General features: G+C 70.7%; 20 protein-coding genes and 1 tRNA gene. 16 read left to right on the forward strand and 5 right to left on the reverse strand.

Annotated features, from left to right (window positions below; translation table 11 throughout):
- The first annotated feature begins 13 nt into the window (after positions 1–13).
- On the forward strand, positions 14–598 hold the full coding sequence (gene pth, locus ABMQ42_RS14480; protein ID WP_349723704.1) for an aminoacyl-tRNA hydrolase: 585 nt from the start codon (positions 14–16) through the stop codon (positions 596–598).
- Positions 599–620: 22 nt separating this feature from the next.
- On the opposite strand, the gene ABMQ42_RS14485 is transcribed toward pth, so the two are convergent.
- Positions 621–1,073, reverse strand: a complete 453-nt coding sequence (locus ABMQ42_RS14485; RefSeq protein ID WP_349723705.1) for a hypothetical protein — start codon at positions 1,071–1,073, stop codon at positions 621–623.
- A 56-nt stretch (positions 1,074–1,129) separates the two neighbouring features.
- Here ABMQ42_RS14485 and mfd point away from each other — a divergent pair, with 56 nt between their 5' ends.
- On the forward strand, positions 1,130–4,750 hold the full coding sequence (mfd, locus tag ABMQ42_RS14490) for a transcription-repair coupling factor (protein ID WP_349723706.1): 3,621 nt from the start codon (positions 1,130–1,132) through the stop codon (positions 4,748–4,750).
- Between the two features lie 230 nt (positions 4,751–4,980).
- Here the strand turns inward: mfd and gdhA are convergent, their stop codons facing one another.
- On the reverse strand, positions 4,981–6,339 hold the full coding sequence (gene gdhA / locus ABMQ42_RS14495; RefSeq protein ID WP_349723707.1) for an NADP-specific glutamate dehydrogenase: 1,359 nt from the start codon (positions 6,337–6,339) through the stop codon (positions 4,981–4,983).
- Between the two features lie 111 nt (positions 6,340–6,450).
- On the opposite strand from gdhA, the gene ABMQ42_RS14500 reads away from it, so the two are divergent.
- Positions 6,451–7,050 carry a gamma carbonic anhydrase family protein gene (locus tag ABMQ42_RS14500; RefSeq protein ID WP_349723708.1) on the forward strand — a complete coding sequence of 200 codons (600 nt, stop codon included), beginning with the start codon at positions 6,451–6,453 and terminating at the stop codon, positions 7,048–7,050.
- Positions 7,051–7,074: 24 nt separating this feature from the next.
- On the opposite strand, the gene ABMQ42_RS14505 is transcribed toward ABMQ42_RS14500, so the two are convergent.
- Entirely contained in the window at positions 7,075–9,741 is a 2,667-nt protein-coding gene (locus ABMQ42_RS14505) for a phosphoenolpyruvate carboxylase (protein WP_349723709.1), read from the reverse strand.
- Between the two features lie 120 nt (positions 9,742–9,861).
- Here ABMQ42_RS14505 and ABMQ42_RS14510 point away from each other — a divergent pair, with 120 nt between their 5' ends.
- From ABMQ42_RS14510 to hisS, 4 genes are read left to right on the forward strand one after another with little or no spacing between them, the layout of a single operon-like run.
- Positions 9,862–11,004, forward strand: coding sequence for a Na+/H+ antiporter NhaA (locus tag ABMQ42_RS14510; protein ID WP_349723710.1), 1,143 nt, complete (start codon positions 9,862–9,864; stop codon positions 11,002–11,004).
- Positions 11,001–11,768 (forward strand): alpha/beta fold hydrolase, encoded by a 768-nt coding sequence (locus tag ABMQ42_RS14515; protein ID WP_349723711.1) that lies wholly within the window; start codon positions 11,001–11,003, stop codon positions 11,766–11,768. The genes ABMQ42_RS14510 and ABMQ42_RS14515 overlap by 4 nt, the downstream gene beginning before the upstream one ends.
- 2 nt (positions 11,769–11,770) lie before the next feature.
- Entirely contained in the window at positions 11,771–12,457 is a 687-nt protein-coding gene (locus ABMQ42_RS14520; protein WP_349723712.1) for a nucleoside triphosphate pyrophosphohydrolase, read from the forward strand.
- Positions 12,458–12,489: 32 nt separating this feature from the next.
- Complete coding sequence (hisS, locus tag ABMQ42_RS14525) at positions 12,490–13,752, forward strand: histidine--tRNA ligase (RefSeq protein WP_349723952.1); 1,263 nt, start codon at positions 12,490–12,492, stop codon at positions 13,750–13,752.
- A gap of 4 nt (positions 13,753–13,756) precedes the next feature.
- Here the strand turns inward: hisS and ABMQ42_RS14530 are convergent, their stop codons facing one another.
- Positions 13,757–14,230: a PaaI family thioesterase gene (locus tag ABMQ42_RS14530; protein ID WP_349723713.1), complete on the reverse strand. Its 474-nt coding sequence runs from the start codon at positions 14,228–14,230 to the stop codon at positions 13,757–13,759.
- A gap of 99 nt (positions 14,231–14,329) precedes the next feature.
- Between ABMQ42_RS14530 and ABMQ42_RS14535 the strand changes: the two genes are divergently transcribed.
- The 9 genes from ABMQ42_RS14535 to ABMQ42_RS14575 all read left to right on the forward strand — a co-directional run bounded on the left by ABMQ42_RS14535 (position 14,330) and on the right by ABMQ42_RS14575 (position 21,669).
- Positions 14,330–14,680 (forward strand): GntR family transcriptional regulator, encoded by a 351-nt coding sequence (locus tag ABMQ42_RS14535; protein ID WP_349723714.1) that lies wholly within the window; start codon positions 14,330–14,332, stop codon positions 14,678–14,680.
- A complete protein-coding gene (locus ABMQ42_RS14540) occupies positions 14,677–15,702 on the forward strand; it encodes a DUF1648 domain-containing protein (RefSeq protein WP_349723715.1) in 1,026 nt (341 codons plus the stop codon). The genes ABMQ42_RS14535 and ABMQ42_RS14540 overlap by 4 nt, the downstream gene beginning before the upstream one ends.
- Before the next feature lie 31 nt (positions 15,703–15,733).
- Entirely contained in the window at positions 15,734–16,180 is a 447-nt protein-coding gene (locus ABMQ42_RS14545) for a YdeI/OmpD-associated family protein (protein ID WP_349723716.1), read from the forward strand.
- A 95-nt stretch (positions 16,181–16,275) separates the two neighbouring features.
- On the forward strand, positions 16,276–17,556 hold the full coding sequence (gene eno / locus ABMQ42_RS14550) for a phosphopyruvate hydratase (RefSeq protein WP_349723717.1): 1,281 nt from the start codon (positions 16,276–16,278) through the stop codon (positions 17,554–17,556).
- Between the two features lie 29 nt (positions 17,557–17,585).
- Positions 17,586–18,170: an FtsB family cell division protein gene (locus tag ABMQ42_RS14555; protein WP_349723718.1), complete on the forward strand. Its 585-nt coding sequence runs from the start codon at positions 17,586–17,588 to the stop codon at positions 18,168–18,170.
- A gap of 32 nt (positions 18,171–18,202) precedes the next feature.
- Positions 18,203–18,757, forward strand: coding sequence for a DUF501 domain-containing protein (locus tag ABMQ42_RS14560; protein ID WP_349723719.1), 555 nt, complete (start codon positions 18,203–18,205; stop codon positions 18,755–18,757).
- The gene (locus ABMQ42_RS14565) at positions 18,754–20,055 is read left to right on the forward strand and encodes a S8 family serine peptidase (protein WP_502884718.1); all 1,302 of its coding nucleotides are present in this window, start codon (positions 18,754–18,756) and stop codon (positions 20,053–20,055) included. The genes ABMQ42_RS14560 and ABMQ42_RS14565 overlap by 4 nt, the downstream gene beginning before the upstream one ends.
- Positions 20,056–20,069: 14 nt before the next feature.
- Entirely contained in the window at positions 20,070–21,515 is a 1,446-nt protein-coding gene (locus ABMQ42_RS14570) for an NAD(P)/FAD-dependent oxidoreductase (RefSeq protein ID WP_349723720.1), read from the forward strand.
- Positions 21,516–21,596: 81 nt separating this feature from the next.
- Positions 21,597–21,669 (forward strand) — tRNA-Leu (locus ABMQ42_RS14575).
- 112 nt (positions 21,670–21,781) lie between these two features.
- Here ABMQ42_RS14575 and ctlX read toward each other — a convergent pair.
- Positions 21,782–22,708 (reverse strand): citrulline utilization hydrolase CtlX, encoded by a 927-nt coding sequence (gene ctlX / locus ABMQ42_RS14580; protein ID WP_349723721.1) that lies wholly within the window; start codon positions 22,706–22,708, stop codon positions 21,782–21,784.

Here is a 22,708-nt window from a genome sequence, read left to right on the forward strand (position 1 = left end):
CGGAGGGATGAGGATGCCGCAGACATGGCTGGTGGTCGGCTTGGGCAACCCCGGGCCGCAGTATGAGGCGACCCGCCACAACGTGGGGCAGATGGTCGTCGACGAGCTGGCGGCCCGCCGGGGCGAGCGCTTCAAGGCGCACAAGGCGGGCGCGCGTGTCGCCGAGACCTGGCTGCGCCCCGGCGGCGACAAGATCGTGCTGGCCAAGCTCAACTGCTTCATGAACGTGTCGGGTGGGCCGGTCGCGAACCTCGCACGGTTCTACGGCATCGACCCGGCACACGTCGTGGTCGTCCACGACGAACTCGACATCCCCTTCGACTCGCTCAAGCTCAAAATCGGCGGCGGGCACGGCGGGCACAACGGCGTCCGCGACATCGCCAAGGCGCTGGGCACGCCCGAGTTCCCCCGCGTGCGGGTGGGCATCGGCCGCCCGCCGGGCCGGCAGGATCCCGCCGACTGGGTGCTCGCTCCGTTCGGCGGCACCGACCGTGCAGGGCTCCCGATGGCGCTGTCGGATGCCGCGGACGCCGTCGAGCAGCTCATCGACGAGGGGCTTCTCGCCGCGCAGCAGAAGCACCACGCACCGCGGGAATGACGTCTCGGGTCTCGGGCCGGGCTCAGCCCACCGGCATGGCTGCGGCGGTCGCGTAGCCGGCGAGCATCGTCATGGTGCCGGCCGCGGTGAAGACGACGGGGCCTGCCACGGCGACGACCGATGCGGCGATGCCGAAGGCGCGCCCGCGGTTCGTGGCGACCGCGATCAGTCCCTGGATGAGTGCCCACATGCCGCCCAGCGTGCCGAGCCAGAAGGCGACCTCGAGCACGGCGACCCAGCCCTGCAGGTCCGACATCCACGCCGGATCGACACTCTGCCCCACCGGGGTGGAGGCGAACGCATGCCCGGCGGCCTCTCCGAGCGGATAGCCGGCGATCGCCACGCCGATCGATGCGGCCAGCACGACGACGGCCGCCACGATGAGGGCCACGAGCCCGAGCGTGCGCGACGACGGCGCGGTGCCGAACGGGTCGGCGGTCGGCTCGGGCAGCGGGGCGAACAGGTCGGAGCTCACGCGCTCATCCTAGGGGGCCGGGCTGCGGTGTCCGTGGACCGCCGTAGAATCCTCTGGTGACAGTTCCCGGGATCGCGCGCGCCCTCGCGCAGGATGAGTCCGTCCGCGATGCCCTGGCCGCGGCATCCGTCGACACCGACCTCTCACTCGTCGAAGGCCTGAACGCGCCGGTCCTCGCCGCGCTCGTCGAGCGTCGCCGTGCGGCCGGTCACCCCGCTGCGCTCCTGGTGATCACCCCGACCAGCAGGCGGGCCGAGTCGGTCGCTCCGGCCCTGGCCGAGCTGCTGCCGGGCGCGACGGTGCTGCACTTCCCGGCGTGGGAGACCCTGCCGCACGAGCGACTGAGTCCGAGCGCCGAGACCGTCGGTCGACGGCTCGACGCGCTGCGCCGTGCGCGGGAGTGGGGGGATGCCGCGGCATCCGGCCCGCTCGTGATCACCGCCTCGGTGCGCGCGGCGCTGCAGCCGCTGGCGCCCGGGCTCGACGATGCGGCGCCAATCGTTCTGACCACCGGGGCCCGCGGCTACGACCTCTCCGCGGTGAGCGCACAGCTCGTCGAGCGCGCGTATCTGCGGGTGGACATGGTGTCGCGCCGCGGCGAGTTCGCGGTGCGCGGGGGCATCCTCGACGTGTTCCCGCCGACGGCCGACCACCCGTTCCGCGTGGAGTTCTTCGGCGACGAGGTCGACCAGATCCGCGCGTTCTCGGTCGCCGACCAGCGCAGCCTGCCGGGCGAGGTCCCGCAGGTCGAGCTGCTGCCCAGCCGTGAGCTGCTGCTGACCGATGCGGTGCGCGAGCGCGCGCTCGAGCTGTCGGCGACCGCTCCGGGTCTGCAGGGCATGCTCGAGAAGATGGCCGAGGGCATCCCCGCCGAGGGGATGGAGTCGCTCACTCCGGCTCTCGTCGACGAGCTTGTGAGCCTCGTGGACTACCTGCCGGGGGGCACCGCGGTTGCGCTCCTCGACCCCGAGCGCGCCGTCACCCGCGCGATGACGCTCTCCGAGACGAACCGTGAGTTCCTCGAAGCGGCGTGGAGTGCCGCCACTGCGGGCGGGCAGTCGCCGGTGGACCTCGGGTCGGGCGACTTCCTCGCGCTGCCCGAACTGCACGAGCGCACCCGTGACCGCGGCGGCGTCTGGTGGACGCTCAGCGCCTTCGACTCGGGAGCGGTGGATGCCGCGGCCGAGGGCCTCGTCGACATCGATGCCGCAGACACCGACGCCGTGCGCATCGACGGACAGGCCGTGCCCTCGTTCCAGGGCAACATCGACGGGGCGATCGGGCGCATCGCACAGCTGATCGGCGAGGGATACCGCGTGGTCGTCGCCGCCTCCGGTGCGGGTCTCGCCGACCGTGCCCGCGACGTGCTCTCCGAGCGCGGCGTTGCAGCCCGCCGGGTCGACGAGGTGCTCGAGGTTCCCGAGCCCGGGGTCGTGCACGTCGTCGTCGCCACGCTCGAGCGCGGGTTCGAGGCATCCACCGCCCGTCTGGCTGTCTTCACCGAGAACGAGTTCTACGGGCGCACGATCGGAGCCGACTCGCGCGTGGTGCGCAAGCTCGCCTCGCGCCGCCGCAACGTCGTCGACCCGCTGCAGCTGAAGGCCGGCGACTACGTCGTGCACTCCACGCACGGCATCGGCAAGTTCGTCGAGCTCACGCAGCGCGAGGTGTCCAGCGGCGGGCGCAACCCGGTCAAGAGCACGCGTGAATACCTCGTGCTCGAGTACGCGCCGAGCAAGCGCGGGCACCCGGGCGACAAGCTGTACGTACCCACCGACCAGCTCGATCTGCTCTCGCGCTATGTCGGCGGCGACGCGCCGAGCCTGTCGAAGATGGGCGGCAGCGACTGGGCGCAGGCCAAGGGCAAGGCCCGCAAGGCCGTGCGCGACATCGCCGTCGAGCTCGTCAAGCTCTACTCGGCGCGGATGGCGTCGAAGGGGCACGCGTTCGGGCCCGACACGCCCTGGCAGCGCGAGCTGGAAGAGGCCTTCCCGTTCGCCGAGACGCCCGATCAGCTGCAGACGATCGACGAGATCAAGGCCGACATGGAGAAGCCGATCCCGATGGACCGGCTTCTGTCGGGCGACGTCGGCTTCGGTAAGACCGAGGTCGCCGTGCGCGCCGCGTTCAAGGCCATCCAGGACGGCAAGCAGGTCGCGATGCTCGTGCCGACGACGCTGCTGGTCAAGCAGCACCTGGAGACGTTCACCGAGCGGTTCGCGGGGTTCCCGGTGAAGGTGCGGCCGCTGTCGCGCTTCCAGACCGACAAGGAGGCGCGTCAGACGCTCGCCGGCCTCACCGACGGCACGATCGACATGGTCATCGGCACGCACCGCATCCTGACCGAGAAGGTCATCTTCAAGGACCTCGGCCTGCTCATCATCGACGAGGAGCAGCGGTTCGGCGTCGAGCACAAGGACGCGCTGAAGAAGCTCAAGCTGGGCGTCGACATCCTCGCGATGAGCGCGACGCCGATCCCGCGCACCCTCGAGATGGCGGTCACCGGCATCCGCGAGATGTCGACGCTGCAGACCCCGCCCGAAGACCGGCACCCCATCCTCACGTACGTCGGGCCGCGCAGCGACAAGCAGGTCGCCGCGGCCATCCGGCGCGAGATCCTGCGCGAGGGTCAGATCTTCTACGTGCACAACCGGGTGCAGTCGATCCAGAAGGTCGCGTCGCAGCTGGCCGAGCTCGTGCCCGAGGCGCGCATCGCGGTCGCGCACGGCCAGATGGGCGAGCACCAGCTCGAGCAGGTCGTCGACGACTTCTGGGAGCGCCGCGCCGACGTGCTCGTCTCGACGACGATCATCGAGACGGGGCTCGACATCTCCAACGCCAACACGATCATCATCGACCGCGCCGACAAGTACGGGCTGTCGCAGCTGCACCAGCTGCGCGGACGCGTGGGGCGCGGACGCGAGCGGGCGTATGCGTACTTCCTCTACGACGAGATGAAGCCGCTGAGCGAGACGGCCGCCGACCGGCTCGAGACGATCGCGGTGAACAACGATCTCGGATCGGGCATGCAGGTTGCGTTGAAAGACCTCGAGCTGCGTGGCGCCGGCAACATGCTCGGTGCCGAGCAGGCCGGCCATATCGCCGGAGTCGGCTTCGACCTGTACCTGCGGATGGTCGGCGAGGCCGTCGCCGCGTTCCGCGGTGAAGAGAACGAGGGGCCCGCCGAGCTGCGCCTCGAGCTGCCCGTGCAGGCGCGCATCCCCGAGTCGTACATCGACAGCGAGCGGCTGCGCCTGGAGGCCTACCAGAAGCTGTCGGCCGCGGCGGCAGTGACCGCCGCCGACGACGCGATCGACCTCGTGATCGACGAGCTGCGCGACCGCTACGGCGAGCTGCCCGGCGAAGTCGAGGGACTCGTGGCCGTCGCCCGGCTGCGACGTCGTGCCGCGCGCTCGGGGCTGGCCGATGTCGTGGCGATGGGACCGAACCTGCGCGTGGCACCCGCGAACCTGCCCGACTCGATGCGGGTGCGGCTGCAGCGGCTGTACCCGAAGGCCAAGCTCGTGGCCGGGGGAGAGGCGGTCGTCGTGCCGTTGCCGACGGCGTCGGGCGAGCGTCTCGCCGATGCCGAGCTGATCGCCTGGGTGGGGCAGCTGCTCGACCAGCTGTGGCCGCTGCCGGCGGCGGTCGCGGCCGCGGGGGTCGCGGGGGCCTGAGCGGGCGGTTCGCCGCGCACATCTGTCGCTGTTGCGCGGGGTAGGGCCGGAAAACGCGCAGCGCCGACAGATCTGGAGAGTGGATGCCGCGGGCCGCGGCATCCCCGTGTCCCGGTCACGCCTGCACAGCACAGTGGCCGCGATCCCGCACTGCCGAGGTCATCGGCGGGGGATCGCGGCCACTCTGCAACACAGCGCGCGGCGCGCGAGCGCCGCAGGTGCGCGTCAGCTCAGATGACGCCCTGCGCGTACATCGCGGAGGCGACGCGCTCGAAGCCGGCGCAGTTCGCGCCCACGACGTAGTCGCCCTCGTGGCCGTAGCGGCGCGCGGCGGCGAACGACGCGGCGTGCACATCGCGCATGATCGCGCGGAGCTTGTGCTCGCTGTCGGCGAAGCTCCAGTGCTCGCGGCCTGCGTTCTGGGTCATCTCGAGCGCGGAGGTCGCCACACCGCCGGCGTTGACGGCCTTGCCCGGTCCGAACAGCACATCCGCCGACTGGAAGACCTCGACGGCCTCGGGCGTCGAGGGCATGTTCGCGCCCTCGGCGACCGCACGCACGCCGTTGGCGACCAGCACGCGCGCGTCGTCGGCGTCGATCTCGTTCTGCGTCGCCGACGGGATCGCGACATCCATCGGGACTTCCCACGGCCGACCGCCGTCGACGTACTGCGCGCCGGGGCGGCGGGCCGCGTACTCGGAGATGCGGGCGCGCTCGACCTCTTTGATCTGGCGCAGCAGGTCGACGTCGATGCCGGCCTCGTCGATGACATAGCCCGACGAGTCGGAGGCGGTCACGGGCAGACCGCCGAGCTGGCGCGCCTTGTCGATCGCGTAGATCGCGACGTTGCCCGAACCCGAGACGCCGACGCGCTTGTCTTCGAGGGTCTCGCCCTGGACGGCGAGCATCTCCTGCACGAAGAAGACCGCGCCGTAGCCGGTCGCCTCGGTGCGCACCTCGGCACCGCCCCAGCCCAGGCCCTTGCCGGTGAGCACACCCGACTCGTGGCGGTTCGTGATCTTGCGGTACTGACCGAACAGGTAGCCGATCTCGCGGCCGCCCACGCCGATGTCGCCCGCGGGAACATCTGTGTGCTCGCCGATGTGGCGGTACAGCTCGCTCATGAACGACTGGCAGAAGCGCATGACCTCGGCGTCGGAGCGCCCGTGCGGGTCGAAGTCGCTGCCGCCCTTGCCGCCGCCGATGCCCTGACCGGTGAGCGCGTTCTTGAAGATCTGCTCGAAGCCGAGGAACTTCACGATCGACAGGTTCACCGATGGGTGGAAGCGCAGACCGCCCTTGTACGGGCCGAGTGCCGAGTTGAACTGGATGCGGTAGCCGCGGTTCACGTGCTGGACGCCGTCGTCGTCGACCCACGGCACCCGGAAGATGATCTGCCGCTCGGGCTCGACGAGGCGATCCAGGATGCCGGTCTCGACGTACTCAGGATGCTCGTCCAGCACCGGACCGATCGAATCGAGGACCTCGTGGACGGCCTGCAGGAACTCGGGTTCATGCGGATTTCTGGCGACAACGGTGTCGTAGACGGAGCGGACGGAGAGGGGAAGTGCAGTCAGAGTCGTTGTCACAGTGGGGGGCTTTCTGCCGAGATGCGGCGTGCCCACGGGGTGCGGGCCGTTTCACTTTACCCGGCGGTACTCTGTGACGGACGCGGATCGTCGTAACACAAGGGGTGCGGGATGCTGTTCGAACACGTGGGTGCGGGTCCGAAGATCGACGCGAGTGCGGTCGTGGCGCCGACGGCGGTGATCAGCGGAGACGTCACGATCGGCCCCGACTGCCAGGTGCTGCACGGCGCCGTCATCACCGCCGAGGGCGGGCCGATCACCCTGGGCACGAGCGTCATCGTGATGGAGAACGCCCTCATCCGCGCGAGCGCGACGAACCCCGTGCACATCGGCGATCACACGCTGGTGGGCCCGATGGCCAGCATCTCGGGCGCCACGATCGGGCAGGAGGTGTTCCTCGCGACCGGCACGCGCGTGTTCAACGGTGCGCACATCGACGACCGGTGCGAGGTGCGCATCAACGCCGTCGTGCACCTGCGCACGCACCTCGCGGCATCGACCGTGGTTCCGATCGGCTGGGTCGCCGTCGGCGAACCCGTGCAGATCCTGTCGCCGGACCGCCACGAGGACATCTGGAACGCCCAGCAGGAGCTCGACTTCCCCGGCTACGTGTTCGGCCTCGACCGCGAGACGCCCGACCTGATGGTGCAGCTGACCGAGCGCTACGGGCGCAGCCTCTCGCGGCACGCCGACGACCGGCGGGTCGACTGACCCGCCGCATCCGGCCGACCCGGCTCACCCGGTGTTCTGCAGTCCCGCCGCGACGCCGTTCACGCTGAGCAGGAGCAGCCGCTCGAGATCGGGGTCGGTGTCGTCCGGACCCGTGCGGATCGCACGCAGCGCCCGCAGCTGCAGCAGCGACAGCGCGTCGACGTAGGGGTCGCGCAGCCCGACCGCGCGCTGCAGCACCGGCTTGTCGGCCAGGAGCGCATCCACGTCTTTGACGATCGTGATCCACTGCCGTGTGAGCGCCATCTCGGCGAGCACCTGCTCGGTGAGGTCGTCGCGCCCGCCGAGGGCGAGGTAGCCATGCGCGATCCGCTCGTCGGTCTTGGCCATGCTCATCGCCACGTTGTCGATCATCGTGCGCAGCAGCGGCCACTCCCGGTACGCGGCGCGCAGCAGCGCGACATCGCCCACCGCCTTCAGCGCGGTGCCGAGACCGAACCAGCCCGCCAGGTTGATGCGCGCCTGCGACCACGAGAACACCCAGGGGATCGCGCGCAGGTCGTCGAGCGAGTCGACCGACAGGCCGCGACGAGCCGGGCGCGAGCCGAGGGCGAGGCGTCCGATCTCGGGCATCGGGGTGACGGTGGCGAACCACGCGGCGAATCCGTCGGCGTGCACGAGGGAGAAGAAACGATCGCGGGATGCCGCATCCATCGTCTGCGCGACGTCGGCGAACCGGCGCGCCGCCGTGCTGTTGCGGGTCTGCACCGACGGTGCCGAGGCCAGCAGCGTGGCAGCGGCGACCTGCTCGATGTGCCGCATCGCGATCGCCGGCTCGCCGTAGCGGGCGAAGATGACCTCGCCCTGCTCGGTGAGCTTGAAGCGGTCGTCGACCGAATGCGGCGGTTGTGCGAGGATCGCGCTGTTCGCGGGCCCGCCGCCGCGGCCGAGGGCGCCGCCGCGGCCGTGGAAGAGGGTCACCTCGATCCCCGCGTCGCGCGCCCAGGTCGAGATGCGCTCCTGCGCGGTGTAGAGCGCGAGGGTAGCGGCCACCGGGCCGACGTCCTTCGACGAGTCGGAGTAGCCGAGCATGACCTCCAGGCGCCGCCCCGTGCGCTCGAGCGTCGCCGCGAACTCGGGGGAGCGGACGACCTCGTCGAGGATCGCCGGCGCCGCCTGCAGGTCGGCGAACGTCTCGAACAAGGGGATCACATCGAGCACCGGGGCGTCCTGCCCGTCGCCTGTCGCATACGCGGCGAGGCGGTGCACAGCCAGCAGATCGGCGGCCGAACGCGTGAACGACACGATGTACCGGCCCGCGGCGGCGGGTCCGAACCGCCGCTGGACGTGTGCGACCGCGCGGAAGGTCGCCAGCACCTCTTCGGTCTGCGCGTCGAGCTCGCCGCCGGCGTCGAGCTCGGCCAGCGCCTTCGCGTGCACGGCCGAGTGCTGACGCACCTCGAGCTCGGCGAGATGGAACCCGAACGTCTCGACCTGCCAGATCAGGTGCTGCAGGTGGCCGTAGGCCTCGCGTGCGGCACCCCCGGCGACGAGCGACTTCTGCACGACGCGCAGATCGGCCAGCAGCTCGTCGGGCCCGGTGTAGGCGAGGTCCGCATGGCGCGCCGCGGTGGCGGCGATGCGCCGAGCGATCAGCAGCACGAGACGGCGGTGCGTCTCGTGCGGTGCGTGCCGGGCGATGCGGGCCGCGGCATCCTCGTCCTGATCGCGGTAGCGCCCCCAGAGCGCCGCCGCATCCGCACTCGGCGGGGTCTGCTCGTCGTCGAGGGTGAGGCTGCGCCCGGCACGGGTCGCCGAGCGCTCGAGCGCCTCGAGCGCATGTTCGGAGGCCACCTCGGCGGCGCGGCGCGTCACCGAGGCGGTGACGAAGGGATTGCCGTCGCGGTCGCCGCCCACCCAGGTGCCCAGCCGCAGGAACGGAGGCACGACCGGGGCCGTGCGGCCGGACGCATCGCCCTGCAGCGCATCGTCGGCGCGCCGGTACACGTGGGGCGCGCCGGTGAAGAGCGTCTCGTCGAAGACGGCGGTGACGGCGGTGACCTCATCGACCGGCGACGGCTTCTCGGGCCGCAGCGGCGACGTGCGCCAGAGCGTGTCGATCTCCTCCAGGATGCGGCGCCGGGCGCGGCGGCTGTCGGCGCCGTCGGGCACGGCGGCGTCATGCGAGTCGAGCAGGGCCGCCAGGCGCCGGATGCTCGTCGACACCGCGCGCCGACGCGCCTCGGTCGGGTGCGCGGTGAACACGGGGTGGAAGCGCAGCCGACCCAGGTGTCGGCGTGCCTCGTCGTCGCCGACCTCGGCGGCCAGCTGCACGAACGCCGCCGCCAGCGAGTCACCCGCGTCCTCACGGTCGGGCCGGCCCTCGCGCTCGCGCAGCACGCGGACGCGCTGGTGCTCCTCGGCGAGGTTCACGAGGTGGAAGTAGCAGGTGAAGGCGCGCGCGACCTCGTCGGCGCGGGTGACGTCGAAGCCGTCGACGATGCGCGCGGCGTCGTCGAAGGCCTCCTGCGTGCCCTCGGTGCGCGCCCGGAGCGTCGCGATGCGCAGCCGCTCGACGTCGCCGTACAGTCCCTCCGAGCCGCTCTCGCGCAGGACCTGGCCGAGCAGCCCGGCCAGCAGGCGCACATCGGCGCGCATTCGCTCGGGGACGTCGTCCGCACGTTCAGACCTCCCGAGGAGGGCGATCGCTTCGGTCGGGGTGGGTTCACGCATGCTTCCACGCTAGCCGGGTCGGGCGGTGTGGTTACGCCCGCTACGATGGAGCGCGGTGTGCCGGGAAGTCTGGTCGGCGGGCGTCGCGCGCGCGACGTCGACGACGATGACGGAGGCGATATGTCCCACCCCCTGCGTTCGCCCCGGCTGGCGGCGATCCTCCTGCTGGTCGCGGCCGCCTGCGGCATCCTGCTCGCCAACTCGCCTCTCGCCGACGCGGCCTTCGCCGCGCAGCACGTCAGCTTCGGCATCCCGCACACCCCGTTCGTGCTCGATGTCGGCGAGTGGATCGCCGACGGCCTGCTCGCGGTGTTCTTCTTCGCCGTCGCCGTCGAGCTGCAGTTCGAGCTGACGAGCGGCCAGCTGCGCTCGGCACGCAACGCGCTCCTACCGGCGATCGCGGCGGCGGGCGGCGTGGCGATGCCGATCGTCGTGTACCTGCTCATCGCCGCGCCCGCGGGCTGGCCGCAGGGCTGGCCGGTGCCGACCGCCACCGACATCGCCTTCGCCCTCGGCGTGCTCGCGGTGGTCGGACGCGGACTGCCCGCACGGGTGCGGGTCTTCCTGCTGGCGCTGGCGATCCTCGACGACATCATCGGCATCGTGTTCATCGCGGTGCTCTTCGCCCACGATGTGAGCTTCGGGATGCTGCTGCTCGCCCTCGTGCTCATCGTGGCGTTCGGGCTGCTCAGCCGTGCGCTGGGCGGGCGCGGCGGCCGGCTGATCGTCGCCGCCATGATCGTGCTGGCGCTCGCCGCGTGGGCGGCGATGCTCGCGTCGGGCGTGCATGCGACGATCGCCGGGGTGCTGTTGGGACTGGCGGTGTCGCAGCGGCCCGGAGTACGGGCGTCGCACGTGCTCGAGCCGTGGGTCAACGGCGTCGTGCTGCCGCTGTTCGCGCTCTCGGCGGCGCTCGTGGCGATCCCGAGCGCGGGCACGCTCTCGCCGGTCTTCTGGGGCATCGCCCTCGCTCTCCCGGTCGGCAAACTCGTCGGCATCGTCGGCACGGCGGCGATCGCGCAGAAGGCGCTGCGGGTGGCGCCGATCGACCGCATCCGCTTTTCCGATCTGATCGCCGTGGGGTCCCTCGGCGGCATCGGGTTTACCGTCTCCCTGCTGCTGGCGGACCTCGCCTTCCCCGCCGCCCCGGAGATCCGCGATCACGCGGTGCTCGGCGTGCTGTGCGGGTCGATGACGGCGCTCCTCGTGTCGGCGGTGGTCGTATCGTGGCGTGCACGAGCGCACAGGAGGCAGCAGGCATGACGACACGCATGACGTGGACGGTCGAGGGTGAGGGCCCTCTCGTCGTCTTCGGGCACGGGCTCACGAACGACGGCCGCACGATGGAGGACGCCGGCATCTTCGACTTCGCTCCGATCGTGGCGGCCGGCTTCCGCCTGCTGCGGCTGGACTGGCCCGCGCACGGGGCGTCCGATGGGCCGCTCGAGGACACCGCCTACACCTGGACGAGCCTCGCCGACGACGTCCTCGCCCTGATCGACGAGGTGCAGCCCGATGCGCCGGTCGCCGCCGTCGGCTGCTCGATGGGCACCGGATCGATCCTGACGGCCGCCGTGCGCCGGCCCGACCGCTTCTCGCATCTCGTGCTGACGGCGCCGCCCACCGCCTGGGAGACGCGCGCAGCCCAGGGCGACATGTACCGGCAGATGGCCGAGCTCGTCGAGACGCAGGGGCTTGCGACCCTCGAGCGTGCGCAGGCCGCGATGCCCGCGCCGGGCATCTTCGCCCAGCTCGACGCCCCGCTCCCGATGCGGGTTCCCGAGCGCCTGCTGCCCACGGTGCTGCGCGGGGCTGCGCAGGCCGATCTGCCGCCGCGCGACGCGGTCCGAGGGCTGGACGTGCCGACGCTGATCCTCAGCTGGAGCGACGACCCCGGGCATCCCGTCTCCACCGGTGAGCAGCTGCACGAGCTCATCCCCGACTCGCACTTCTCCGTGGCAGGCACTCTTGCCGAGACCCGGGCGTGGGGAGCGGTCATCGCCCGCTTCCTGGCGGAGGGGGACTGAGGATGCCGCAGCCCGGCCCCGCAGCATCAGATCCGCTCCGTCGGGTCGCCGAAGTGATGCAGGCGGTGCGCGACCGCTGCGTCTGGACGCAGCAGATCACGCACCGCGACCTCGTCCCGTACCTGGTCGAGGAGAGCGCCGAGCTCATCGACGCCGTCGAAGCGGGCACGCGCGACGACATGCGCGAAGAGCTCGGCGACCTGCTGTGGCAGGTGCTGTTCCACGCCGAGATCGCCGCGCGCGATCCCGACGAGCCGTTCGACATCGACGATGTCGCGCGCGGGCTCGAGGAGAAGATGGTGCGCCGGCACCCGCACGTGTTCGGCGATGCGGTGGCGCGCACGCCCGACGAGGTACTCGTGCTGTGGAATGCGGCGAAGGCGCAGGAGAAGCACGAGCGCCGGTCGGTGCTCGAGGGCGTGAGCGAGCGGATGCCGTCGCTCGCGCTCGCAGAGAAGCTGCTGGGGCGCGCGGGGGCGGTCGTCGAGACGCCGGCGCCGGCCACGCCGCCGCCGGCCACCGAGAGTGAGCTCGGTGACGCCCTGCTCGCGCTCGTGGCGGCGGCGCGGGTCCACGGCTGGGACGCCGAGCGCGCACTGCGCGAGCGGCTGCGCGCTCTGGAGGACGAGGTGCGGGCGGCCGAGGCATCCCCTCGCGACACGGATGGACGCGGCGACCTGGAAGAATAGCCGTCGTGCCCACCGTGAATCCGCCGCGCGGCATGCGCGACTTCCTCCCCGCCGACAAGGCCCGCCGCGAGCGCGTGCTCGCCGTCATCCGCGAGCGCTACCGCGCCCACGGCTTCGACGAGATCGAGACGCCCGTCATGGAGGAGTACGGCCGGCTGCATGCCGGCGTCGGCGGCGACAACGAGAAGCTCGCCTACAACATCCTGCGGCGCGGCCTGGACGCAGAGGCCATCCGTGCGGCGGCCGACGACCCGGCGGCGCTGACCGACCTCGGCCTGCGCTACGACCTGACCGTGCCGCTCGCGCGCTTCTACGCCAGCCACCGCGGTGAACTGCCGACGGTGTTCCACGCGATCCAGATCGCGCCGGTCTGGCGTGCGGAGCGCCCGCAGAAGGGCCGCTACCGGCAGTTCATGCAGTGCGACATCGACATCATCGGCGACGCCTCGGCGCGTGCCGAGGCCGAGCTCGCCGTCGCCACACTCGACACGCTCGACGCGCTCGGGCTCGACGGCGGCGGCATCCGGATCAATGACCGGCGGCTGCTCGACTGGATGCTGGAGCATTTCGGCTTCGCGGCAGACACCCGCCCGGGCGTGCTCATCACGATCGACAAGCTCGACAAGATCGGCCCGGAGGGCGTTGCCGCCGAGCTGCGCGAGCGCGGGGCGGATGCTGCCGCCGTCGACGCGTTCGAGGCGTTCCTGCGGCGCCCGCAGACGCTCGAGTACCGGCCGTTCGGCGAGGGGCAGATCCGCAAGGCGCTGCCCGAGGGTGCGCCCGACGACGTGGTCGCGCACCTGGTCGGCATCGGCGAGGCCGTCGCGGCGGCGCGGCCCGAGGGCGACGGCCCGGGCGGCGTGCCGCTCGTGTTCGACCCGTTCCTCGTGCGCGGCATGGGCTACTACACCGGCACGATCTTCGAGCTGGCGCACCCGAGCGTGGGCTATTCGCTGGGCGGCGGCGGGCGCTACGACGGCATGATCGGACGCTTCCTCGGGCAGGACGTGCCCGCGGTCGGGTTCTCGATCGGATTCGAGCGGATCGTCGACCTCGTCGAGCAGGGGGTGGATGACGCGGTCGAGGCGATCGTGCTCGTGCACGATAAGGACGTGCCGGTGTCCGAGCTTGCGGCCCACAAGGCGCGCCTGATCGCGGCCGGCGCCCGCGTGCGGCTGGAGACGCGCACGAAGAACCTCAAGGGACTGCTCGAGCGCGCGTCCGCCGACGGCTACACGGCGTTCGCCACCGTGTCGGCCGGGCAGGCCGAGCTGGAGACCAAGCCGCTGGGCTGAGAGGTCAGGATGCCGCAGCCTGCGTGATCCGCTTCTTCTCGCGGATGTACACCTCACGGCGCACATGCGCGACGACGTCGCCGTCGCGGTCGGTGATGTCGGTCTCGAACCACTCGAGCACCTTCGCCCCGCCCTGCGCCCGCTCGCGGATGTCGGCGACGCGCTCGGGCGGCACCTCGAAGTGCGCGGTGAGCACACCGCGCCCGGGCTTGACGAACTCGATCTCGCCCCTGGTGTCCCAGATCACGTAGCCGGGGCCGAGCTGGTGCATGACCAGCATGAAGTAGTACGGGTCGGTCATGGCCGACATCGAGCCGCCGAACGCCGTCTTCACATAGTTGCGCGTGAACACGTTCACGTGCAGCTCGACGGTGACGCGGGTCCAGTCGTCGGAGAAGCGTTTCACGCGGATGCCGCTGAACAGGTTGGGGATCCACAGGCTCATGCCGACGGCAAGACGGCGAGGGGTGACGCGCATGAGATTCAGGATGCCGAATCCGCCGCCGCTGCGGAGCATTCGCTGTGCTGAAGGCACAAAGAGTGCGGCTAGTTGTTCTAGTTGAAGTAGAATAGGCATGTGCTCATCCGGATAGACCCCGCCAGCGACACCGCGCTGTACGACCAGGTCGCGGCGTCGGTGCGTGCGGAGATGGCCTCGGGGCTTCTGACGGCGGGTGACCGGCTGCCGGTGGCGCGGGAGGTCGCGGCATCCCTCGGAATCAATGTGCACACCGTGCTGAAGGCCTACCAGAACCTCCGCGAGGAGGGACTGGTCGACATGCGCCGAGGACGCGGAGTCGTCGTGACCGACGCCGCCGCGTCGCTGGCGCTGCTCGCCGATGACATCCACGCCCTCATCGGGCGCGCCGCAGCCCTGGGGCTGTCGCCCGCCACCGTCGCCGCCCTCGTGAAGGAGACCGTCGTATGACCCCCGACGTCCGTGCTGCCCGCCGCGCCTTCCTGTGGGTCGGGGTGATCGTCCCGGTCGTGATCACGCTGCTTTCGGCGACCGTGATCGCGATCTGGCTGCCGCAGCTGCCCGATCCCGCAGCGACGCACTGGTCGGGCGGCGGCGGACCGGACGGCTTCGGGCCGGCGTGGACATACCTGGTGATCGGTCTGGCGGTGCCGCTCGGTCTCGTCGCGCTGTTCGCAGTGATGGCCCTCTTCTCGCACCGGATGCCGCCGCGCGACCCGGAAGGCCCGCAGTGGTCGTCGACCGCGCGCTTCCTGGGCGCGATGAGTCTCGGCGTGAGCGTGATGATGGCGATCACGATGCCGGCCAGCGTCGGCGTGCAGCGCGGCCTCGCCGACGCGGCCGACGCGCCCGACGTCACCGGCTGGATGCTCGCCGGCTTCGCTGCGGCGGCCGCGACGACGGTGCTGGGCTGGTTCCTGCAGCCGGCGGTGGCGGCGACCGCCGGGTCGAACGCCGCGGTGGCGCCGCTGCCGCTGGCGCCGGGGGAGCGCGCGGTGTGGACCTCGAGCGCCACGACCGGACGGGCCGGCGTGACGACGCTCACGGTGTCGCTGCTGGTGCTCGTCGCCACGGCGGTCGTGCTGTGGTCGCTCGATGTGCCGTCCTGGTGGATCCTCGCTCTGGTGTGCGTGATCCTGTGTGTGCTGATGCTCACGATGCTGAGCTTTCGGGTGCGGGTCGATGCCGCAGGGCTCCTCGTGCGTTCGACGGCCGGATGGCCGCGATTCCGCATCCGGCCTGAGGAGATCGCCGGTGTGCGAGAGATCACGGTGCATCCGTTCGCCGAGTTCGGCGGATGGGGTGTGCGGCTGGGGACCGACGGGCGTTTCGGTGTCGTGCTGCGCACCGGTGACGCGATCGAGGTGACGCGCCGCAGCGGTCGCATCTTCGTCGTGACCGTGGACGATGCGTCGACCGGCGCGGCGCTGCTCGAAGCGGTCCGGACCGGCGCGACGCAGCACCGGGGGTGACAGCCCGCCGCTGACGGGGCAGGATCGCAGCATGAGTCTGCAGATCCACACCGTTCTCGCGCCGCAGGGACCTGCCGCGGCGATCGAGCTCACCGATGCGCAGGTCGAACAGCTCGGCGGAGGGCGTCGCGCCGCCGTGCGGGTGACGATCGGCGATCGCTCTGCGCAGCTGCGGCTGGGCGTCATGGGCGGCAAGAACCTGATCGGCATGTCGAAGGCGGTGCGCGCGGAGCTCGGCGTCGAGATCGGTGACGCCGTCGACGCTCTCGTCGAGGTCGACGCGGGGGAGCGATCGGTCGAAGTGCCCGACGATCTTGCGGCGGCGCTGGACGCGGCGCCCGGTGCGCGGGCCGCGTTCGATGCGCTGGCCTTCACGTACCGCAAGGAGCATGTGCGCGCCGTGACCGAGGCGAAGCAGCCGGCCACGCGCGAGCGCCGCATCACGAAGATCGTGGAGGGGCTCTCCGCCGACGCCTGACGTCACGTCCATGGGCAGGGCGCGCGCCACTGAGTAGACTCATGCGCGGACCGACGACGCTCCACGAACTTCAGCCCACCACTCAAGGAGTCACCGTGGCACTTATCGAGGCAGTCAACGCACGCGAGATCCTGGACTCACGCGGCAACCCGACCGTCGAGGTGGAGGTGCTCCTCGACGACGGCATCGTCCAGCGTGCGGCCGTCCCCTCCGGCGCGTCCACCGGGGCGTTCGAGGCGTACGAGCTGCGTGACGGCGACAAGAGCCGGTACGGCGGCAAGGGCGTGCTCAAGGCCGTCGCCGCCGTCGTCGACGAGCTGGGACCTGCCGTGGAGGGTGTGGATGCCGCGGACCAGCGCGTCATCGACGAGATCCTCATCGACACCGACGGCACCGAGAACAAGTCGCGCACCGGCGCGAACGCGATCCTCGGCGTCAGCCTCGCGGTCGCACGCGCCGCCGCCGACAGCGCCGACCTGCCGCTGTTCCGCTACCTGGGCGGCCCGAACGCCCACGTTCTGCCCGTGCCGCTGTTCAACGTCATCAACGGCGGCGAGCACGCCGACAACGGCATCGACTTCCAGGAGTTCTTCCTCGCCCCGATCGGCGCGACCTCGTTCTCCGAGTCGCTGCGCTGGGGTGCCGAGACCTACCACGTCCTCAAGGGCGAGCTGAAGGCGGCGGGCTTCGCCACCGGTCTCGGCGACGAGGGCGGCTTCGCCCCCGACCTGCCCAGCAACCGCGAGGGCCTCGACTTCCTCGTCAAGGCGATCGAGAAGGCCGGCTTCACCCCGGGCCGCGACATCGCCGTGGGCCTGGATGTGGCCGCCACCGAGTTCTTCGCCGACGGCGTCTACACCGTCGAGGGCAAGCCGTGGTCGGCCGAGCAGCTCACCGACTACTTCGCGGGCCTGGTGAACGACTACCCGATCGTCACGATCGAGGACGCGCTGGCCGAGGACGACTGGGACAACTGGAAGGCCCTCACCGACAAGATCGGCACCCAGGTGCAACTGGTCGGCGACGACCTGTTCGTCACCAACCCCGAGCGCCTCGCCAAGGGCATCGACCTCGGCGTCGCCAACTCGCTGCTGGTCAAGGTCAACCAGATCGGCACGCTCTCGGAGACGCTCGACGCCGTCGAGCTCGCGCACCGCTCGGGCTACACCACGATGTTCTCGCACCGTTCGGGCGAGACCGAAGACACCACGATCGCCGACCTGGTCGTCGCCGTGAACTCGGGTCAGATCAAGTCCGGCGCGCCCGCCCGCAGCGAGCGCGTGGCGAAATACAATCAGCTTCTGCGCATCGAAGAGGAGCTGGGCGACGCGGCGGAGTTCATCGGCCGCGCGGCCTTCCCGCGCTACAAGGACTGACGCCGTCTCAGGCGCAGGAAGGGGGAGTCATGGTCCAGCGGCCGACTCCCCCTTCTTCCGTCTCCGGACAGAAGCCCGCATCCTCGCAGAAGACGAAGCCGGCGCGGGATGCCGCACCCGCCGCTCGCCGCACGGTCGATGTACGCGGCTGGCTCGCCGCCTCACGGCTGTCCGCCTTCACGGCGATCATGCTGGGGCTGGTGGTGATCGCGGTCTTCGTGCTCGTGCCCACGGTCGGCACCTACATCGGGCAGCGGCAGCAGATCGCCGCACTCGAGCATTCGGTGCAGGTCACCACAGACGAGATCGCCGACCTGAAGCGGCAGCGCGCCCGCTGGGACGATCCCGCATACATCACGACCCAGGCGCGGGAGCGGCTCTATTTCACGCAGCCGGGCGAGATCGTCTACCTCGTGGAGGACGATCTGCCCGACGCCGACATCCCGCGTGAGAAGGCGCCCGTCAGCGACACCGTCGGGACGACGAAGACCGACTGGATGTCGCAGTTCGTGCGGTCGGTCGCAGAATCGGGTCTGGCGTCGACCGCCGTGGCGGTCTCCGACGATTCCGGCTCGTCGCAGCATCCCTCGCCGTCGCCGACCGGTTCCCGGTGATCGTTCGGCCGACCCCCGCTAGCCTTGACGACGTGACCACCCCGCCGTTCGCCCCCGTCGACGACGCCGACCTCGTCGTGCTGCGCGCCCAGCTCGGCCGCCCCGCCCGCGGCGTCATCGGCATCGCCGCCCGCTGCGTGTGCGGCAACCCGACCGTCGCGGCCACGGCGCCTCGGCTGCCCGACGGCACGCCATTCCCGACGCTGTACTACCTGACGCACCCGGCTGCGACCGCCGAGATGTCGCGGCTCGAGGCGGATCACGTCATGCGCGAGCTGCAGGACGCCCTGGCCGACGACGCCGAGCTGCAGGACGCCTACCGGCGCGCGCACGAGGCGTACCTCGCCGATCGTGCGCAGTTCGGCGACGTGCCCGAGATCGAGGGGATCTCCGCCGGCGGCATGCCGACGCGGGTCAAGTGCCTGCACGCCCTCGCGGCGCACGCGCTGGCCGCAGGACCCGGCGTCAACCCGATCGGCGATCGGGCGCTGGAGCGCTCGCGCTGGTCTCCCGCGCGCTGCGCCTGCGCCGAGCCGGGACCGCTGCTGGCCGCCGATGAGGCGGACCCGACCGGGGGAGCGGCATGATCCGACGGCTGGCGGCCGCGCTGCTGGCCGGTGCCATCGCGGTGCTGGCCTGCACCGCGGCATCCGTCGCCCCCGCCGACGACGAGGGCGACGACGACTCGATCCGCGCACAGGAGTACTGGCTGGATCAGTACGGCATCACGAAGGCATGGGAGGTCACGAAGGGCAAGGGCGTGAAGATCGCCGTCATCGACACCGGTGTCGGCCACGCGCCCGAGCTCGATCCCGCCGTGGTGGGCGGCACGGATGTGTCGGGAGCCGGCTCTGCGGACGGCCGCACACCCGTGGGCACCCTCGACGCGAACCACGGCAGCTGGGTCGCCTCGCTCGCGGCCGCGCGCGACCACGGCGACAAGGAGGCCATGATCGGGGTCGCGCCGAAGGCCGACATCCTCTCCATCTCGATCGGCTTCCCCGACGCGAGCCCGCCGGTGCCGTTCGCCGAGCAGGTCGTCAAGGCCATGCACTGGGCCGTGGATCACGGTGCGAAGGTGATCAACCTGTCGTTCACGACGAACACGCTCGACTGGGACGAGAGCTGGGACGAGGCCTTCCTCTACGCCTATCAGCATGATGCGGTGGTGGTCGTCGCCGCCGGCAACCGGGGGAGTGGGACCGGCGTCGTGGGCGCACCCGCGACGATCCCGGGCGTCCTGACGGTGGCGGGCGTGACCCCCGAGGAGAAGGCCAGCAGAGACGCGTCGACGCAGGGCATCACGATCGGCGTCTCGGCCCCCAGCGAGCAGCTGCTCGGCGTGTCGGCCGACGGGGAGGTGGTCGTCTGGGACGGCACCAGCGGGGCCGCGCCGATCGTCTCGGGGATCATCGCCCTGGTCCGCGCCGCGCACCCGGAGCTCGACGCGGAGAACGTCATCGAGCGCATCACCGAGACCGCGCGCCGCGCACCCGGGATGACCGCGGTGCCCAGCCCGCTGTACGGGTACGGACTGGTGGATGCCGCCGCCGCCGTCTCCGATGACGTTCCGCTCGTCTCCGGCGACAGCCCCACGCATCAGCTCGAGGAATGGATCAGGCTCTATCGGCGCGCACCCGTGCAGGCGTCGCAGTCTCCCGCTCCGACCGAGAAGGCGGTCGAGGTGCCGCCGCTGCCGCGCGCCGACCCCGTCTCGACGCCCGTGTCACCGCTGCTTCCCGACCGTGACCGGGTCCTCTACGGGAGCATCCCGCTGATGGCGGTCACCGTGCCCGCTATACTGGTGCTGTTGGGTGTCACCGTTGCTGCCCGTCGTCTTCGTTCGGCGCGCCCTTCTGGCGCGCCACGCCGTAAGAATCTCTAGGAGTTCTCCACACCGTGAACACCGCCGCGACCACCACGCCCCGGATCCTCATCGTCGGCGGTGGGTACGCCGGCTTCTACACCGCCTGGAAGTTGGAGAAGCATCTCCGCAGGGGCGAGGCAGAGGTCACCATGGTCGACCCGCTGCCCTACATGACCTACCAGCCGTTCCTGCCGGAGGTCGCCGCGGGCTCGATCGAGCCGCGTCACGCCGTCGTCGCCCACCGTCGTCACCTCAAGCGCACGACGGTCATCAACGCCAAGGTGACGGGCATCGACCACGCGCACAAGACGGCGACCCTCACCGGCGCCGACGGGCAGACCTGGCAGCACGAGTACGACCAGATCGTCGTCACCGCCGGTGCCGTCTCGCGCACCTTCCCGATCCCCGGCATCGCCGACAACGCGATCGGGCTGAAGACCATCGAAGAGGCCGTCGCCGTCCGCGACCGCCTGATGAGCAACTTCGACCGCGCCGCGGCCATGCCGGCCGGTCCCGAGCGTGACCGGCTGCTCACCGTCATCGTCGTCGGCGGCGGCTTCGCCGGCATCGAGGCGTTCGCAGAGCTGCGGTCCCTGGCATCCGCCCTGCTGAAGAACTACCCGCAGCTCACGTTCGAAGACACGCACTTCCATCTCATCGAGGCGATGGGGCGCATCATGCCCGAGGTGTCGCTGAAGACGAGCGAGTGGGTGCTGAAGTCGCTCGCCACGCACGGCGCGTACGTCCACCTCGACACGCAGGTGACCAACGCCACGGACGGCAACGTCGAGGTGTCGACGGGCGAGGTCTTCCCGAGCGACCTGATCGTGTGGACCGCCGGTGTCATGGCGAACCCGACCGTCGTGCGCGGCGGCGACCTGCCCGTCGAAGAGCGCGGACGCATCCGGACCCGTGCCGACCTGCGCGTGGGCACGCCGGAGGAGTTCGTCGAGGGCGCATGGGCCGCCGGTGACGTCTCGGCCGTTCCCGACCTCTCGGGCGGCGGCGTCGGCGGCTACTGCGTGCCCAACGCGCAGCACGCGGTGCGCCAGGCCAAGCGTCTCGCCAAGAACCTCGTCGCCGTTCTGCGCGGTGAGAAGACCACGGACTACTTCCACAAGAACGCCGGTGCGGTTGCGGGTCTCGGCCTGTACAACGGCGTGTTCCAGTCGGGCGGGTTCGCGCTCAAGGGCTTCATCGCCTGGTGCGCGCACCGCGCCTACCACGGCCTGGCGATGCCGTCGTGGGAGCGCAAGTGGCGCGTGCTGTGGGGCTGGTGGAACAACTTCTGGCTCGGTCGCGACATCGTGAGCCTCGAGGCCGTGCAGACGCCGCGTGCGGTGTTCGAACAGTTCGCCGCCCGTCCGCGTCCGCCGCAGCCGGCCGAGGCTGCGCCCAAGAAGGACGAGCCGAAGAAGGACGAGCCGAAGACCGACGGCGCCGTCAAGAAGCCGGTGGAGTCGAAGGCCAGCGCCTGATCGATGTTCTTCGGAACGCCCGCGACCCATACAGGGTGGCGGGCGTTCCGCGTATCGGCGGCCGCTAGGCTGACGGCGACGGCCCCCATAGCCCAACGGCAGAGGCAGGCGACTTAAAATCGCTTCAGTCTGGGTTCGAATCCCAGTGGGGGCACTGTCCTGATGATGGACTTGCGCGTGATTGCGTGCGTCGGGCTCGCCAGCCGGATCGGCCTTCGGCCCGACGCCGGATCAGATCCGGCGTCCGTGGCACCTGATCTGCTGGTTCAATTCCGCGAGCACACCCGGGGGTCGAGGTGCACTCCTGCGAGCATGCAGCGCACTGATCCGCCCCCGAGCTCGACTGTCGGGATATCCAGCGGGAGAATCCGGTGCGTCCGTTCGATCGTCACACGCTGGGTGATGGTCAGAGCGGCGAGCGCGCGTGTGGAGAGACAGAGGAGCAATTCGCCTGTCCCTGGTGACAGCTCAAGGGCGTTCCCCGCGAACTCTCTCACCTGCTCTTCCGACAGCGAAAGGACCGAGCGTCCGTTCGCTCGGAGCCGGTCCGTCACCTCGGCGCGTCGGGTCTCATCGTTGATCATGTCTGCTCCGATAAGTGCGAAGGTGCTCGCGATGCACATGAGAACGTTGGTGTGATACACGGGCACGCCAGCCGCATCCAAAGCATCGAAGACCATCGGCTCATACCCGAATGTGGTGCAGAAGCGTTCAAGAACGAGGGGGTCGGCACGACGCGACCGCGCGACGTACGCGATACGTGATTCGTGATCGAGGACCATAGCTCCGGTGCCTTCAAGGAAGAGGCCGTCCTGTTCGAGACCCGAATAGTCAACGATCTCCTGCACTCGGTAGTGGAACTTGAGGAACTCCACGATGTCTCCCCGTCGCTCGATGCGACGATTCGGGGCATACATCGGGTAGAGCGCCACTCGTCCTCCTTGGTGGGTCGACAACCAGTTGTTCGGAAAGACGCTGTCGGGACACGTCGGACGGTCGTCATCGAACAGGTGCACCGTTACGCCTGCATCAGTCAATCGCCGCGCCACCTCCGTCACCTCTCGATAAGCGGCGGCTGCCGTTGAGGGGCGCGCGGTCTCAGCCTGAAATGTGTTGTCGCTCGCCGTCTGCGGGTTCGGCGAAAATGCGCGCGGACGAACCAGGACGACCGCGCCGGGAGCCTGGATCGCCAT

The organism is Microbacterium sp. KR10-403 (genome assembly GCF_040196215.1).
Taxonomy (GTDB): domain Bacteria; phylum Actinomycetota; class Actinomycetes; order Actinomycetales; family Microbacteriaceae; genus Microbacterium.

Excerpts from the sequence above, each read along its gene's own strand:
- pth (WP_349723704.1), top strand. The coding sequence starts at position 14 with ATGCCGCAGACATGGCTGGTGGTCGGCTTGGGCAACCCCGGGCCGCAG.
- ctlX (WP_349723721.1), bottom strand. The coding sequence starts at position 22,708 with ATGGCGATCCAGGCTCCCGGCGCGGTCGTCCTGGTTCGTCCGCGCGCA.
- hisS (WP_349723952.1), top strand. The coding sequence starts at position 12,490 with ATGCGCGACTTCCTCCCCGCCGACAAGGCCCGCCGCGAGCGCGTGCTC.
- ABMQ42_RS14530 (WP_349723713.1), bottom strand. The coding sequence starts at position 14,230 with ATGCGCGTCACCCCTCGCCGTCTTGCCGTCGGCATGAGCCTGTGGATC.
- ABMQ42_RS14565 (WP_502884718.1), top strand. The coding sequence starts at position 18,754 with ATGATCCGACGGCTGGCGGCCGCGCTGCTGGCCGGTGCCATCGCGGTG.
- ABMQ42_RS14520 (WP_349723712.1), top strand. The coding sequence starts at position 11,771 with ATGCCGCAGCCCGGCCCCGCAGCATCAGATCCGCTCCGTCGGGTCGCC.
- ABMQ42_RS14500 (WP_349723708.1), top strand. The coding sequence starts at position 6,451 with ATGCTGTTCGAACACGTGGGTGCGGGTCCGAAGATCGACGCGAGTGCG.
- ABMQ42_RS14515 (WP_349723711.1), top strand. The coding sequence starts at position 11,001 with ATGACGACACGCATGACGTGGACGGTCGAGGGTGAGGGCCCTCTCGTC.
- ABMQ42_RS14555 (WP_349723718.1), top strand. The coding sequence starts at position 17,586 with ATGGTCCAGCGGCCGACTCCCCCTTCTTCCGTCTCCGGACAGAAGCCC.
- ABMQ42_RS14505 (WP_349723709.1), bottom strand. The coding sequence starts at position 9,741 with ATGCGTGAACCCACCCCGACCGAAGCGATCGCCCTCCTCGGGAGGTCT.
- ABMQ42_RS14545 (WP_349723716.1), top strand. The coding sequence starts at position 15,734 with ATGAGTCTGCAGATCCACACCGTTCTCGCGCCGCAGGGACCTGCCGCG.
- ABMQ42_RS14540 (WP_349723715.1), top strand. The coding sequence starts at position 14,677 with ATGACCCCCGACGTCCGTGCTGCCCGCCGCGCCTTCCTGTGGGTCGGG.
- ABMQ42_RS14510 (WP_349723710.1), top strand. The coding sequence starts at position 9,862 with ATGTCCCACCCCCTGCGTTCGCCCCGGCTGGCGGCGATCCTCCTGCTG.